This is a genomic window from Kitasatospora sp. NPDC088134 (genome assembly GCF_044741705.1).
In the GTDB taxonomy this organism is placed as follows: Bacteria; Actinomycetota; Actinomycetes; order Streptomycetales; family Streptomycetaceae; genus Kitasatospora.
This window is the reverse complement of sequence record NZ_JBIUTD010000006.1, coordinates 153,474-168,103: the sequence shown is the minus strand read 5'-3', so window position 1 is coordinate 168,103 and position 14,630 is coordinate 153,474. Positions and strand designations below refer to the sequence as shown.

The window sequence follows — 14,630 nt, the reverse complement described above, 5'->3', positions numbered from 1 at the left end:
CTAGGACGTCCTAGTTGTTCTCGGGGTGGGGAAACCGCCGGTGTGACGCGGCTTACCCGTTCCGCTCAGGACACCAGCGCACGGTATCCGGGCATGGGCCGCTGCGAAAGGGGGTAACGGGCATCGATTTGTGCGACCCTTTGCAAATGACTGATAACGGACAAATCCGGGTCTTTCTCCTTGATGATCACGAAGTGGTCCGACGCGGCGTGCACGACCTGCTGTCGATGGAGGGCGACATCGAGGTGGTGGGCGAGGCGGGGACGGCCGCCGAGGCGCTCAACCGCGTCCCGGCGGTCCACCCGGACGTGGCCGTGCTGGACGTCCGGCTGCCGGACGGCAACGGCGTCGAGGTGTGCCGGGAGATCCGTTCGCAGGACCCGTCGGTGAAGTGCCTGATGCTCACCTCCTTCTCCGACGACGAGGCGCTGTTCGACTCGATCATGGCCGGGGCCTCCGGGTACGTGCTGAAGGCGATCCGCGGCACCGACCTGCTCTCCGCGGTGCGCGATGTCGCGGCCGGCAAGTCGCTGCTCGACCCGGTGGCCACCAGCCGGGTGCTGGCCCGGCTGCGCGACGGCGGTGAGAAGGAGGACGAGCGGATCGCGCAGTTGACGAAGCAGGAGCGCCGCATCCTCGACCTGATCGGCGAGGGGATGACCAACCGGCAGATCGGCAACCAGCTGCACCTGGCCGAGAAGACGGTAAAGAACTACGTCAGCAGCCTGCTGGCCAAGATGGGCATGGAGCGCCGCACCCAGGCCGCCGCCTACGTGGCCCGGCGGCAGGTCGACCCGCAGCACTGACCGCGGCGAGAGCAGAATCGCATACGCTGTGTCAAGCCGACATCACGCCGAGTAATACGCTCTGCTGGTGACGGACGGTCAGACCATCTCCCTCGCGCCGGCCCGCCCGGACGCCACCGCTCCCCCCGTCGGCACCCTGAGCCCCCCGGTACCGCGCTCCGCCGTGGCCGAGGTGCTGCGGGCCCATCGCACCGCACCGCCGACCGCGGTGGTCCCGGTCGCGGAGGGCCTGCTGAACCGGGGCTACCGGGTCTCCACCGCCGACGGCGACTGGTTCCTCAAGTGCTACGTGGACCGGGCCACCGCCAACCGGCCCGCGATCACCGCCCAGCACCGCGCCACCACCGCGCTCGCCGCCCGCGGCCTGCCGGTCCCCGCGCCGGTGCCCGACCGGGACGGCCGGACCGTGACGGCGTACCGCGGGCGGCTGTTCGCGCTCTACCCGTGGGTGGCCGGAAGCCACCGGCACGGCACCGAACTGGACCTCGCCCGGTGCGGCGAACTCGGCACGCTGCTGGGAGCACTGCACGGCGCGCTGGCCGAGGTGTGCGCCCCGCTGCGGCAGCCCGACGGGGTGCTCAGCGCCGAGGCCGAGGAGACCGAGCGGATCGTCGCCGACCTGCGGGCGCTGGCCCGCGCCCACCGCCCCTACGGGCCCTTCGACCGGCTCGCCGAACAGCACCTGACGGAGCGGCTGGACCTGCTCGCCACCCACCGGCACCGCCGCCCCGGCCCGACCGCGGCGCCGCCCACCGGCTGGACGCACGGCGACTTCCACGGCCTGAACGTGCTGCACCGCGGCGACACCGTCACCGCCGTCCTGGACTGGGACAAGCTCGCCCCGCACCCGATCGCCGAGGAGGCGGTCCGGGCCGCCACCCTGCTGTTCAACGACCGCGCCACCGGGGTGCTGGACCTGGCCCGGGTCCGGCACTGGGCCCGCGCCTACCGGGCCACCGGGGCCGCGGACGCCGAACAGGTCGCCCGCGCCGTCCACCGGGTCTGGTGGGAGCGGCTGAACGACCTGTGGATGCTGCAGTGGCACTACCAGCGCGGCGACCACCGGGCCGACCCGCTGTTCCCGGCCGCCGCCGGCCAGCTCGCCCGCTGGTGCCAGGACTACGAGCAGGTCATGGACGCCTTCGCCAACTGACCCGCCCGCGGCGGCTACTGGCCGATGCCCAGCGACGGCGGCAGCGGCCCGCCCGCGTTGGTGCCCTTCGGCGGCGGCGGGACGGTGCCGGTCGGCGGCGCGGTGGTCGGCTTCTCGCTGGCGGTCGCGGTCGCGGTCGCGGTCGGCGAGTGCGAGGCGGTGGCCGAGGCCGAGGGCGACGCGGAGGCGGTGGCCGAGCGGGACGACGTCGGGGTCGGCGTGCTGGGCGCCTCGGTCTGGTGACCGGTGCCCTGGCTGCGGGTCGCGGTCGGCGCGCTGGGCCGCTCGGCCGGCACCGTGGCCGGGGCGGTCGCCGTGGCGGTCGGCTTCGGCGTCTGCGTCTCCTCGTCCTTGTTCTTGCTCTTGCCGCCGTTGGCCGTCAGCGCCACCGCCACCCCGATCGCGGCGGCCAGCACCAGGGCGACCGCGCCCAGCACCCAGCCCCACGGGTTGCGGCGGTCCGGCGGCCGCTCGTCCGGCCCGTCCCCGCCCGCGCCGCCGCCCGCCGCCGGGTAGGGCTGCGCGGGCGTCGCGTACGCCGAGGTGACCTGGTACGGCAGCGCCTCGGTGGGGCCGGTCCCGGTGACCGGGTTCAGCGGCGCGGTCAGCGCACCGGACCCGCTCGGCGGGTCGGTGTCCCAGCCGCCGGCCGCCGCGGCGGCCGCCAGGCCGGTCGGACCGGTCGGGAAGCCCGCGCCGACCGCGCCGTGCATCTGCCGCAGCGCGTGCTGCACGTGGGCACGGAACTCGTCGGCGCTCTGGAACCGGTCGTCCGGGTTCTTCTCCAGCGCCCGCAGCACCAGCGCGTCCAGCTGCGGCGGCACCCGGTCGTTCACCCGGGACGGCGGCACCGGGGCGTCCTGGACGTGCTGGTAGACCACCGACAGCGGCGTCTCGCCGGTGAACGGCGGCCGCAGCGTGAGCAGTTCGTAGAGCATGCAGCCGGCCGCGTACAGGTCGGAGCGGTGGTCGACCGGCTTGCCGAGCGCCTGCTCCGGCGACAGGTACTGCGGGGTGCCCATCACCATGCCGGTCTGCGTCATGGTGGTGGCGCCGCCGGCCAGCGCCCGGGCGATGCCGAAGTCCATCACCTTCACCGCGCCGCCGGTGGTGATGATGACGTTGGCGGGCTTGATGTCACGGTGCACGATCCCGTGCCGGTGGCTGTACGCCAGCGCCTCCAGCACCCCGGCGGTGATGATCAGCGCCTGGTCGACCGGCGGCGCCTCCTCGTCCACCAGCAGCTCGCGCACGGTCCGGCCCTCGACCAGCTCCATCACGATGTACGGGGTGGACTCCCCGCCGTGCTGCTCCTCGCCGGTGTCGTAGACCGCGACGATCGAGTGGTGGTTGAGCGCCGCGACGGCGTGCGCCTCGCGGGTGAAGCGCAGCCGGGCGGTGTCGTCCTCGGCCAGCTCCGAGCGCAGCAGCTTGACCGCGACCGTCCGGCCGAGCCGGACGTCCTGCGCGGCGAACACCTCGGCCATCCCGCCGCGGCCCAGCCGCCGGGTCAGCCGGTAGCGGCCGTCGCCGACGGTGGCGAACGGAACGGCGCTGCCCCGGGCGGGAGTTCCGGCCCCGGCCGGGGCCGCTCCGGCCGGGCCGTCGGTGTGCGCGGGCCGACCCGCGTCGCCCCCGGCGGGCACGTCCCCGTGCTCCGCCCCGTCGTCGTCCGGTCGTTCGCTCTGACCCATCGCTCCTCGCCCCGGGCACCCGCTCGGCGCGCGTTCGCCCTGTCGGTTCCTTCCCCGCACGCTACCGTCTCGCACGACCCGGCGTGGCACGGGACGGCGTGCGCGGGGCGCGGGACGGCCGCTGCGAGCCCGCCCCGCGACCGGGCCCGGGCACCGGTCAGTAGCCGGAGGAGCCGGTGTTCCCCGAGACCGCGATCGCCACGATGATGATCGCCAGGATGATCACGCCGAACACCACGCCGACCACGATCAGCGCGGTCGAGCACCCGTTGCTGTTGCTGGCCGGCGGCCGGTACGGCAGCGGGCCGGGACCGGGCAGCGGGCCGTGCGGCTGCTGCGGGAACGGCGGCGGCGTGTTCTGCGGGAACTGCGGCTGCGGGAAGCCGGGCTTCGCGAACGGCTGCGGGGCCTGCGGGAACGGCTGCGGCGTGTGCGGCGCCTGCGGGAACGGCCGGGGCGTCTGCGGGGCCTGCGGGTAGGGCGGCGGCGTCTGCGCCGCGTACGGCGGCGGGGTCTGCGGGCCGGGCGCGTACGGCTGCTGCACGGACGGCGGCGGGGTGCGCAGGTCGCCGGAGACCGGCGGGAAGTTGGTCAGCGACGGCGCGGCGTGCACCGACCGCGGCCCCTCGCCGATCACCAGCGGGGTGGACGCCTGCAGCGGCGTGTTGCCGCCGCCCTGCTCGCCCGCCAGGACCCGCTCCACCTCCTCGCGCATCGCCTCCGCGGTCGGGAAGCGGTGCGCCGGGTCCTTCCGCAGCGCCCGTTCGACCAGCGCGTCGATCCCCGGGGTGACCGCCCGGTTCAGCGTGGACGGCGCCGGCGGGGTCTCCTGGACGTGCTTGTAGGCGATCGAGAACGCCGAGTCCCCGTCGAACGGCAGCTGCCCGCTGAGCAGTTCGAACAGCATGCAGCCCACCGAGTACAGGTCGGACCGGGCGTCCACGCTCTTGCCGAGCGCCTGCTCCGGCGACAGGTACTGCGGGGTGCCGACCACCATGCCGGTCTGCGTCATCGAGGTGACGCCCGACTGCAGGGCCCGCGCGATGCCGAAGTCCATCACCTTGACGACGCCCTTGGCGGACACCATCACGTTCGCCGGCTTGATGTCGCGGTGCACCAGCCCCTGGTCGTGCGAGGCCTCCAGCGCGGACAGCACCGCCGCGGTGATCTTCAGCGCCTGCTCGTTGGGCATCGCCCCGAGGGTGGTGACCTGCTCGTCCAGCACGTCCTTCAGCGAACGGCCCTCGACGAACTCCATCACGATGTACGGCGTGGTCGCCCCGTCCGGCGCGACGTCCTCGCCGGAGTCGAACACCGAGACGATGTTGGTGTGCTGGAGCCGGGCCACGGCCTGCGCCTCGCGCCGGAACCGCTCCTTGAACGAGGCCTCCCGGCCCAGCTCGGTGTGCAGCGTCTTCACCGCGACCTGACGGTCCAGCACCGTGTCGTGGGCGAGGTGGACGGACGCCATGCCGCCCTGGCCGAGCATCCGCTGCAGCACGTACCTGCCGTGGCCGAGCGAGTGGCCCTCGGTGCTGCCCTCTGTCATGTCCCAGCTCCCCCTCGGCACGCCGCACTTCCGGACTACCGGACTAGGGGTCAGGGTAGCGGGTCGGGGCCGCGCCGAGGCGCGGCCCCCGCAAGGCCACCGAGGGTACGGCTACAGGTACGGACCGGAGCGGATGCCGCGGCCGGGACCGGCCTCCTCCGCGTCGCCCTCCGCCCCCTGCAGACCGGGGGGCAGTGCCCGCCGCATCTGCTCCAGCTGGGCCCGGGCCGCCATCTGCTGGGCGAACAGCGCGGTCTGGATGCCGTGGAACAGGCCCTCCAGCCAGCCCACCAACTGCGCCTGCGCGATCCGCAGTTCGGCCTCGGTGGGGATCACGTCCTCGGCGAACGGCAGCGACAGCCGCTCCAGCTCCTCGACCAGCTCCGGCGCCAGGCCCAGCTCCAGCTCCTTGATCGAGCTGGCGTGGATCTCCTTCAGCCGGGCCCGGCTCGCCTCGTCCAGGGGCGCCGCCCGCACCTCCTCCAGCAGCTGCTTGATCATGCTGCCGATCCGCATCACCTTGGCCGGCTGCTCGACCATCTCGGTCACCGGCAGCTCGCGCGGCTCGCCGTCCTCGCCCCGCCCGAACCCGCCGGCCGGCGCGGTGCCGACCGCCATCCCGTCCGGACCGACGATCAGCACCTTCGGACTGTCCTCGGAATCCCCGCTCGACGCCTGGTAGGGCTCCTGCTGCGACCGCTCGTTCATCGGGTAGGTCATGGCTCCTTCATATGCTTCGTCCACCGCACAGGTCAACGAACCCGCCCCCCGGAAAGTCCCGGGACCGGGCCGCGACCGGCCGTCCCGCCGCTCACTTGCGGCGCAGCTTCAGACCCACCAGCCCGAAGCCCAACCCCATCATCCCCAGGCCGACCCCCAGCGGGAGTTGCAGCGCCGACGGGTCGCTCCAGCGGGTCGGCACCGCCGGCACCAGCGGGCCGGCCGCCAGCTCCTCCCCCGCCACCGCCGACTGCCCGTCCTCCAGCGGGACGGCCGGCGCCACCGCGTCCGCGTCCCCGCCCCACTCGGGCGCCACCGGCTCCGCCGGGGCCACCGGCACCGACCGCTCCGCCCGCGCACCGGCCGACGCCACCGCCGCCGCCGAGGGCACGGGCACCGGGGCGGGCGCGGGCCCGGGCAGCAGCGGGGATGGCGCCACGGACGGCGAGGGCTCTGGGGCGGCCGGCACCGCGGGCACCGGCTGCTGGTGCCCGTGCCCGTGCTCGCGGTCGGGCGACGGGGACGCCGAAGGCCCCTGCGGCCGCCCGCTCGGCGCAGCTGGCGCGGACGGCGCGGAGGAGGAGGAGGACGGGGCGGGGGACGCGGTCACCGGGGCGGGGGTCCGGGACGGCGACGGCGCCTCGGGCACCTGCACCGGGACGCTCGCCGGAGCGGGGGCCGGGGCGGGCGCCGGGGTCGGGGTCGGGGTCGGGGTCGGAGCCTGGGCGGTGGGCGAGGCGGCCGTCCGGGTCGCGGTGGCCCCGGTGGGGGCGCTCGGGGTCCCGGCCGGGGAGGGCGCGGCGGATATCACGCTGCCGCCCGGCAGCTCCGCGGCGGGCGCCGGGCTGCCGAGGGCCGCCGCCAGCTGTTCCCGGGCCTGCTGCCGGGCGGCGTCCAGCTGGGCCTGCGCCTGCTCGCGGGCCCCGGCGGCGGGGTCGGCGGCCAGCGCGGGCAGCGGCAGCAGGAACGGCAGGGCGGCACCGGTCAGCACCGCCCAACGGCGCAGCGGGAGCGGACGGTCAACGCCCCGGGACGGCACCGGGGGCACGGCGGAGCGACGGTGAGCAGGCATCGACGGCAGGTCCTCCCGACGGCCGCCCGCACCGGGGCGCGGGCGGCGGCGGAACAGCTTGTGACCAGACTCACATACTCGGACACTCAGGGCATTTCCACCGCCACCCGGTTGCCCCGCCGCCCAGTGCGCGCAGCGTGCCTAGAAGGCCAGGACCACCTTGCCGACCTGTTCACCCGCCTCGACCACCCGGTGGGCCTCGGCGGCCTCGGCGATCGGGAGCACCCGGTCGACCACGGGGCGGACCACGCCCGCCTCGACCAGCGGCCAGACGTGCTCGCGGACGGCGGCGACGATCGCGGCCTTCTCCCCCAACGGGCGGCCGCGCAGGTTGGTGGCGACCACGGCGGCGCGCTTGGACAGCAGGGTGGAGAGGTTCAGCTCGGCCTTGACGCCGCCCTGCAGGCCGATCACCACCAGGCGGCCGTTGACCGCCAGGGCGTCGACGTTCCGCTGCAGGTACTTGGCGCCGATGATGTCGAGGACCACGTCCGCGCCGCCGAGCGCGGTGAGCTCGGCGACGAAGTCCTGCTGCCGGTAGTCGATCAGCACGTCCGCACCCAGCTCGGCGCAGCGGGCGAGCTTCTCCGGGCTGCCGGCTGTGACGGCGACCCGGGCACCGACCGCCTTGGCCAGCTGGATCGCCATGGTGCCGATGCCGCTGGCCCCGCCGTGCAGCAGGACGGTCTCGCCGGGGCGCAGGTGCGCGACCTGGAAGACGTTCGACCAGACCGTGCAGGCCACCTCGGGCAGCGCAGCGGCCTGCTGCGGTGTCAACCCCTTGGGCACGGGCAGCAGTTGGCCGGCCGGGACGGCAACCTTCGACCCGTAGCCGCCGCCCGCGAGCAGCGCGCACACCTCGTCGCCGACGGCCCAGCCCGCGACCCCGGGGCCGAGTTCGACGATCCGGCCCGCGCACTCCAGGCCGGGATAGGGCGAACTGCCGGGCGGCGGGTCGTAGAAGCCCTGACGCTGCAGCAGGTCGGCCCGGTTGACCGCGGTGGCGGCGACCTCGACCAGCACTTCACCGGCCGCCGGGACGGGATCGGGCACCTCGGCCAGGACCAGCTTCTCGGGGCCGCCGGGCTCGGGAATCGTGATGGCTCGCATGGTCGCCACGCTACGCCCCCGGGGGCGGCGCACCCCGTCCCCCCGCCGTCAACAGACAGACCGTCAAGGCTTGCGGGGGCCGTTCCGACAGGGTGGCGACACTCCGCCCCCGGGGTCGGTCGGCGGACGCTGCACCCCCCATCCTTGTGCCTGTGCCGAACTCGAACCCGCCCGACGACCAGGGTGCCCGGCCGTCCCGTCCGATGCTCAGTCGCTTCCGGGACAGCGGCGCCGCCGACACCACCGACCCCACCCGCCGGATCGCGCTGCCCGCCCGGCCGACCCGCCCGCCGCTGCGCCAGGTGGCCCGCCGCCTGCTGCTCGCGCTGGGCGTGCTGGCCGCCACCACGCTGATCGTGTACGCCGACCACGCCGGCTACCGCGACAACGCGGACGACTCGGTCAGCCTGATCGACGCGGCGTACTACGCCACCGTCACCCTCTCCACCACCGGGTACGGCGACATCACCCCGGTGAGCGACACCGCGCGGCTGGTGAACATCTTCGTGATCACCCCGCTGCGCGTGCTCTTCCTGATCATCCTGGTCGGCACGACTCTCGAAGTGCTCACCGAACGCACCCGCCTGCAGTGGCGGATCGAACGCTGGAGGCAGACCGTGCGGGACCACACCGTCGTCATCGGCTACGGCACCAAGGGCCGCAGCGCCGTCGACACCCTGCTCGGGCAGGGCGTCCCGAAGGAGTCGATCGTGGTGGTCGACCCGCAGGCCAAGGCGATCGACCAGGCCACCCACGACGGGCTGGTCGGCGTGCTCGGCGACGCCACCCGGGCCGCCACCCTGGTCCGGGCCGAACTGCCGCGCGCCGCCCAGGTGGTGGTCGCCCCCGAGCGCGACGACACCGCCGCGCTGATCACCCTGACGGCGCGCCAGCTGAACAAGGGCGCCACCGTGGTCGCCGCCGTCCGCGAGGACGAGAACGCCCCGCTGCTGCGGCAGAGCGGCGCGGACGTGGTGGTCACCTCGTCCAGCTCGGCGGGCCGGCTGCTGGGCATGTCGATGCTCAGCCCGAACGCGGGCGCCGTGATGGAGGACCTGCTCACCTACGGCAACGGCCTGGACGTCGCCGAGCGCCCCGTCACCAAGGCCGAGGCCGGGCGCAGCCCGCGCGAACTGGACGACCTGGTGGTGGCCGTGGTGCGCGGCCGCCGGGTGCTCAACTACACCGAGCCGGAGGCCGCGGTGCTGCAGCTCACCGACCGGCTGATCGTCATCAAGCCCGGCGTGCCCGTCACGCACTGACCCGGCCCGGCCGGTGTTCCACGTGGAACACCGGTCGGCCGCGGGCTCACGGCAGCGCCAGCACCTCGGCGTGCTCCCCCGCCGCCAGGCCGCCGGGCGGGACCACCGCCAGCGCCTCGGCCCGGGCCAGCCCGCGCAGCATGGCCGGGCCGTCGTGCGGCAGCGGGACCAACCCGGCCGCGCTCCGGCGCACCGGGTGCAGCCGGGTGTCGGACGGGTGCCCCGGCAGCGCGGCCGCCAGCGGCTCCAGCGCCCCGGTGGCGGGCACCTCCCGGCCGGAGCGGGCGTGCAGCAGCGGCAGCGCCAGCGTGACGGTGCCCGCCACCGCCGCCAGCGGATTGCCCGGCAGGCCCACCAGGTGGCGGCCGCCCGGCAGCGCCGCCAGCAGCATCGGGTGCCCCGGCCGCACCGCCACCCCGTCCACCAGCGGATGCCCGCCGGTCGCCTCCAGCGCGGCGTGCAGGAAGTCCACCGGCCCGGCCGCCGTCCCGCCGGTGGTCAGCACCAGGTCGGCGGGCGAGTGCCGGATCGCGTCCCGGAGCAGCCCGAAGTCGTCCCGGACGTGCCGACCGCCGAGCAGTTCCGCCCCCGCCGCCGCCAGCCAGGGCGGCAGCAGCGGGCCCAGCGCGTCCCGCACCCGGCCGCCCGACCCCGGCAGCCCGGCGGTGAGCAACTCGTCACCCAGCACCAGCAGTTCGACGGTCGGGCGGCGGTGCACCGCCAGCCGGTCGTGCCCGGCCGCCGCCGCGAGCCCGAGCACCGCCGGGGTCACCGGCACCCCGGCGGGCAGCAGTTCCTCGCCCCGGCCGCACTCCTGGCCGCGCGGCCTGATGTCCTGCCCGGGACCGACCTCCCCGCGCAACAGCGGTGCGCCACTGGCGAGTTCGCTGAGCGTCCCGTACTCGCGGCGGAGCACCCCGGTGGCCCCCGGCGGCAGTGGGGCACCGGTGGCGATCTCCACCGCCGCGCCGTCCGCCAGCGGGGCGCCCGACCGTCCCGCCAGCACCCGGCCGGCCACCCGCCACGGGCCCGGACCGGCCACCGCCCAGCCGTCCATCGCCGAGGTGTCGAAGGCCGGCAGGTCGGTCAGCGCCACCAGCGGCTCCGCCAGCGTCCGCCCCGCCGCCGCGGCCAGCTCCACCCGCTCCACCGGCAGCGGACCGGCCGCCGCCCGGGCGGTGCTCCGGGCCAGCGGCCACGGGCAACCGCGCAGCGTCGGCGCCACCGAGGTCAACCGCAGCCCGTCCACCGTCCCCGCCCCGCCGTTCACCGCTCGGCCGTGCCGTCGGTCCCGGACCGCGCCGCCCAGCGCTCGGCCAGCGCCGTCACCTTCGCGTTCGCCTCGGCCACCGCCGCCGCCCCGCCACCGCTCGCGGCCGCCGCGTACCCCACCAGGAACGCCGTCAGCGGCGCGGCCGGCCGCTCGACGCCGTGCGCGACCACCCGGGTCATGTCCAGCAACCCCCGGACGTCCACCGCCAGGTCCAGCCCCAGTTCGGCACCGGCCGCGGCCATCCACTCGTCCAATGTGCGCTCCATGGGGCCCATGCTGCCCGATCCGGGCCCCGGACGGCCGCTTCCCCGATGAGCACCACGGTTCGTTTCGCTCACCGGCCCCGGTCGGCCCCGGTGAGCACCGCCGTGCGGCGGGGCCGGAGCGCAGCACAGGAGCCGGCTGCGGCGGGTCGGGGCGGGTCTTCGGGGTCAGGGGCCTCCCGCGCGGCGGCGGGCTTCGGCGAGTTCTTCCCAGGTGTCGCAGTCGAAGGAGGCGTCGGCCCGGTCGGGGACCGGGATCAGGTGCAGCGGGGCGGTCAGGTGGCGCAGGGGGCGGCCGGACGGGGGGCCGAGGGCGGTGAGGGCGGTGCGCAGGGCGGCGGTGCGGTAGGCGGCGGCGAGCGGCTGGGCGCGGCCGTCGGCGTCGACCAGCTGGGCGCCGTCCGCCGGGCCGACCGCCGCCAGCAGCCGGCGGACCGTCGCCCCGTCCAGGAACGGGAGGTCGGCGGCGAGCAGCAGCACCAGCGGGGCAGTGACCTCCGGCAGCGCGGCCGCGACCGCCGCGACCGGGCCGCCGCCGGGCGGGTCCTCGCGCAGCCAGCGCACCCCGGTCCGCTCGGTGGCCCGCTCGGGGCCGACCACCAGCACCCGGCGGGCGTCCGGGCAGGCGGCGAGCACCCGGTCCAGCAGCGGGCGCCCGCCGACCGTCAGGCCCGGTTTGTCCGCCCCGCCGAGCCGGTCCGCCGCCCCGCCCGCCGCCACCACCGCGTCGTACTCCGCCTGCGTCCGCGTCACCCCGGCAGTATCACTGCTCGCCGTCGACGATCTCCGCATCGACGATCCCGTTGTCCGCGTCGTGCTCCTCCTCGTCCTGCCCCGGCACCTCCGCCCGCCGGACGTTCGCGGCCGCACCGAGCTCCAGGATGGCGGGCAGGGTCAGGCCGCCGTAGCGCTCGTTCACCGCGGCGACCAGCGCCTCCGGGTCCGTGGAGTGGTCGTGCAGCGCCTCGTCGAAGTCCCGCAGGTACCCGGCGGTGAAGGAGAGCACCCGGTGCGCCGCGTCGTCCGCGCCGGGGGCCCGGTGCCCGGCGACCACCCGGTCGACGCCGAGGTCGGCGATCCGCCCCAGGTTGTGCGACCACCGGTCGCGGGCCGTCGGGTCGGTGTCCGCCGTCCACACGTGGGTGCCGTTGTAGGCGAAGTCGCCGGCCACCACGGTGCGGACGCTCGGCAGGTGGACGACGGTCGAACCCGCGCAGTCGCCCTGGCCCAGCTGCAGCACCCGGATCAGCTGGCCGTCGATCATCAGCGGCTGCGGCAGCAGCGCCGCCGGGAGCAGCGGCTGGTCCGGGATGTCGTCGCCGTACACCGGCTTCCACTCGGCCACCTTCGCCGCCGCGGTCTCCCCGATGCCCTGCACCACCGAGGGCGCGGCCAGCAGTTGCGCGGCGGGGAACAGCCGCAGCACCTCCTCCGCGCCGAAGTAGTGGTCGGGGTGCTGGTGGGTGATCACGATCGCCAGCAGCTGCCGGCCCTTGCCCGCGATCCACTCCGCCAGCTCCCGGCCCGCGCTGCGGGTCAGCTGGGCGTCGACCAGGACTGCCGAGCGCTCGCCCATGATCAGGGTGGAGGTGGCGAAGAAGTCGCTCTCCGGACCGGTGAACACCTCCACCTCCAGCGGGCGGAAGTCCGGTGCGGCGTCCGCGCCGCCGCGGTGGGCGCTCTCCTCGGTCACGGCTGCTCCCCTGGTCGATGCGGTCGGTGCGGTCGGTGCGATCGGTCCCGGGCCGCGCTCGACCCGTCCCGTCCAGCCTGGCCGGAAGGCCCCCGGAACGCCGGGTGTACGCGCCCAGGAGGGTGATCACCCGTCGGCCGGGGGCGCACGGCGGGTCGGCTATTGTCGGTGGTCCCGCGCACCGGCCCGCGCGGCCCGCATCCCACACCGACGCCTCCGGGAGTTCCTGATGGACCGGCTCCACACCACCGTCCGCGACTACGCCTGGGGGTCGGTCACGGCCATCCCCGAGCTGCAGGGACGTCCTGCCGACGGGACGCCGCAGGCGGAGCTGTGGATGGGCGCCCACCCCGGCTCCCCGTCCCGGGTCGACCGCGGCGCCGGACCCGTCCCGCTGGACCTGGTGATCGCCGCCGACCCGGTCGGCGAGCTCGGTGCGGCGAGCGTCGAGCGCTTCGGGCCCACCCTGCCGTTCCTGGCCAAGGTGCTCGCCGCCGCCACCCCGCTCTCGATCCAGGCCCACCCGACCCGGGAGCAGGCCCGCGCCGGGTACGCCGACGAGGAGGCCCGGGGCATCCCGCTGGACGCCCCGCACCGGAACTACAAGGACGACAACCACAAGCCCGAACTGATCTGCGCGCTCAGCGAGTTCGAGGGCCTGTGCGGCTTCCGCCCGCCCGCCGAGGCGGCCGACCTGATGGCCTCGCTGGGCGTCCCCGGCCTCGACCCGCTGATCGAGCTGCTGCGGAGCAAGCCGGAGGACGAGGCGCTGGCCGGCGCGCTCGCCGGGGCGCTCGGGCTGACCGACGCCGCGGGCCGGGAGACCGTCGAGGCCGTCGCCCGGGCCGTCACCGCCGCCGCGCCGTCCGACCCGACCGGTGCACTGGCCGGCTACGCCTTCGCCGCCGCCGAGTGCCCCGGCGACCCCGGCCTGGTCGCCGCGCTGCTGCTCAACCACGTCCGCCTGCAGCCCGGCGAGGCGCTGTACCTGGGCGCCGGCCTCCCGCACGCCTACCTGCACGGCCTCGGCGTGGAGATCATGGCCAACTCCGACAACGTGCTGCGCTGCGGCTTCACGCCCAAGCACGTCGACGTCCCCGAGCTGACGAAGGTGGTCACCTTCCGCGGCGGCCGCCCGGAGGTGCTGCGCCCCGAGCCGGGCGCCGACGGCGAGCGGCTCTACCCGGTGCCGATCGACGAGTTCCGGCTCTCCCGCTACGACCTCGCCGAGCGGCCCGCCACGCTGCCCGGCGACGCCCCGCAGATCCTGCTCTGCACCGCCGGAACGGTCGAACTCGCCACCGACGAACAGACCTTGACGCTCCGTCCGGGCGAGTCCGCGTTCCTCCCGGCCGACGGCGCCGCGACGGTGCTCACCGGCCCCGGCGCCACCGTCTTCCGCAGCACCGTCACGCTCTAGCCAGCCGGCCCTACCCCGCCACCGGGAAGCGCGCCTGGTACGCCAGGCGCGCCCCGGCGGCCGCGCCGATCGCGGTCAACTCCTCGTCCAGCGCCAGGAAGTGCGACCAACGCTCACCGCCGCCGGCCCGGACCAGGGCGTCCAGCAGCAGGTCCTCCAGCTCCGGCAGCCGCTTGTCCTTCCACACCTTGTCGGCCAGGCTCACCAGCAGGTCCTCCACCCCGGACGCCGGGCCCCAGGAGGCGTGGCCGGCCGCGAACCGGGCCAGCTCCGGGGGCGTGCCTGCCGCCAGCAGCAGCTCCCGCCCGGCCGGCTCGTGCGCCGAGCCCGGGCCGGACAGCTCCGCGCGGTGCACCGCCTTGCCGATGTCGTGGGTGGCCGCGCCGAACAGCACCGCCGCCCGGTCGAAGGCCAGCTCCGGGCAGTGCACCGCCGTCCAGTCGGCCAGCCGGACCGCCACGTCGTGCACCAGCCGCAGGTGCGCGACCAGCCGCGGCGGCGCGCCCACCTCCGCCAGCAGTTCCGGCACACCGTCCGGCAGCGGGCGCAGCCCGAGTTCCCCGTCCACGACGGGCGAGGCTACCCGGCGGACCGGGGAGCGGTAAATCGCTTGAC

Annotated in this window: 12 protein-coding genes and 2 pseudogenes; 4 read left to right on the top strand and 10 right to left on the bottom strand. The window is 75.9% G+C overall.

What is annotated here, in order from left to right; genetic code table 11:
- Positions 1-146: 146 nt before the first annotated feature.
- Positions 147-806 carry a response regulator gene (locus ACIOHG_RS12510; RefSeq protein WP_400948841.1) on the top strand — a complete coding sequence of 220 codons (660 nt, stop codon included), beginning with the start codon at positions 147-149 and terminating at the stop codon, positions 804-806.
- Between the two features lie 67 nt (positions 807-873).
- Positions 874-1,959: a phosphotransferase enzyme family protein gene (locus tag ACIOHG_RS12505; RefSeq protein WP_400948838.1), complete on the top strand. Its 1,086-nt coding sequence runs from the start codon at positions 874-876 to the stop codon at positions 1,957-1,959.
- Positions 1,960-1,973: 14 nt separating this feature from the next.
- On the opposite strand, the gene ACIOHG_RS12500 is transcribed toward ACIOHG_RS12505, so the two are convergent.
- The 5 genes from ACIOHG_RS12500 to ACIOHG_RS12480 all read right to left on the bottom strand — a co-directional run bounded on the left by ACIOHG_RS12500 (position 1,974) and on the right by ACIOHG_RS12480 (position 8,104).
- Positions 1,974-3,653, bottom strand: coding sequence for a protein kinase (locus tag ACIOHG_RS12500; RefSeq protein WP_400948835.1), 1,680 nt, complete (start codon positions 3,651-3,653; stop codon positions 1,974-1,976).
- 157 nt (positions 3,654-3,810) lie between these two features.
- Positions 3,811-5,202, bottom strand: coding sequence for a protein kinase (locus tag ACIOHG_RS12495; protein WP_400948833.1), 1,392 nt, complete (start codon positions 5,200-5,202; stop codon positions 3,811-3,813).
- Positions 5,203-5,313: 111 nt separating this feature from the next.
- A complete protein-coding gene (locus ACIOHG_RS12490) occupies positions 5,314-5,922 on the bottom strand; it encodes a bacterial proteasome activator family protein (RefSeq protein WP_400948831.1) in 609 nt (202 codons plus the stop codon).
- A 91-nt stretch (positions 5,923-6,013) separates the two neighbouring features.
- Complete coding sequence (locus tag ACIOHG_RS12485; RefSeq protein ID WP_400948828.1) at positions 6,014-6,994, bottom strand: hypothetical protein; 981 nt, start codon at positions 6,992-6,994, stop codon at positions 6,014-6,016.
- Positions 6,995-7,135: 141 nt separating this feature from the next.
- The gene (locus tag ACIOHG_RS12480) at positions 7,136-8,104 is read right to left on the bottom strand and encodes an NAD(P)H-quinone oxidoreductase (RefSeq protein WP_400948825.1); all 969 of its coding nucleotides are present in this window, start codon (positions 8,102-8,104) and stop codon (positions 7,136-7,138) included.
- A 203-nt stretch (positions 8,105-8,307) separates the two neighbouring features.
- Here ACIOHG_RS12480 and ACIOHG_RS12475 point away from each other — a divergent pair, with 203 nt between their 5' ends.
- A complete protein-coding gene (locus tag ACIOHG_RS12475) occupies positions 8,308-9,366 on the top strand; it encodes a potassium channel family protein (RefSeq protein ID WP_400949267.1) in 1,059 nt (352 codons plus the stop codon).
- 46 nt (positions 9,367-9,412) lie between these two features.
- Here ACIOHG_RS12475 and ACIOHG_RS12470 read toward each other — a convergent pair whose 3' ends face one another.
- The 4 genes and pseudogenes from ACIOHG_RS12470 to ACIOHG_RS12455 form a co-directional block, all read right to left on the bottom strand.
- Positions 9,413-10,636 carry a molybdopterin molybdotransferase MoeA gene (locus ACIOHG_RS12470; RefSeq protein ID WP_400948823.1) on the bottom strand — a complete coding sequence of 408 codons (1,224 nt, stop codon included), beginning with the start codon at positions 10,634-10,636 and terminating at the stop codon, positions 9,413-9,415.
- Positions 10,633-10,899 (bottom strand): annotated as a pseudogene (locus ACIOHG_RS12465) (DUF6457 domain-containing protein); the annotation flags it as partial. The pseudogene ACIOHG_RS12465 and the gene ACIOHG_RS12470, both read right to left, overlap by 4 nt.
- A 105-nt stretch (positions 10,900-11,004) precedes the next feature.
- A pseudogene (locus ACIOHG_RS12460) lies at positions 11,005-11,694 on the bottom strand (molybdenum cofactor guanylyltransferase); the annotation flags it as partial.
- Positions 11,666-12,595, bottom strand: a complete 930-nt coding sequence (locus ACIOHG_RS12455) for an MBL fold metallo-hydrolase (protein ID WP_400948821.1) — start codon at positions 12,593-12,595, stop codon at positions 11,666-11,668. The gene ACIOHG_RS12455 and the pseudogene ACIOHG_RS12460, both read right to left, overlap by 29 nt.
- A gap of 229 nt (positions 12,596-12,824) precedes the next feature.
- Between ACIOHG_RS12455 and manA the strand changes: the two genes are divergently transcribed.
- On the top strand, positions 12,825-14,015 hold the full coding sequence (gene manA / locus ACIOHG_RS12450; protein ID WP_400948819.1) for a mannose-6-phosphate isomerase, class I: 1,191 nt from the start codon (positions 12,825-12,827) through the stop codon (positions 14,013-14,015).
- Between the two features lie 10 nt (positions 14,016-14,025).
- Here the strand turns inward: manA and ACIOHG_RS12445 are convergent, their stop codons facing one another.
- Complete coding sequence (locus ACIOHG_RS12445) at positions 14,026-14,583, bottom strand: HD domain-containing protein (RefSeq protein WP_400948817.1); 558 nt, start codon at positions 14,581-14,583, stop codon at positions 14,026-14,028.
- Between the last annotated feature and the right edge of the window lie 47 nt (positions 14,584-14,630).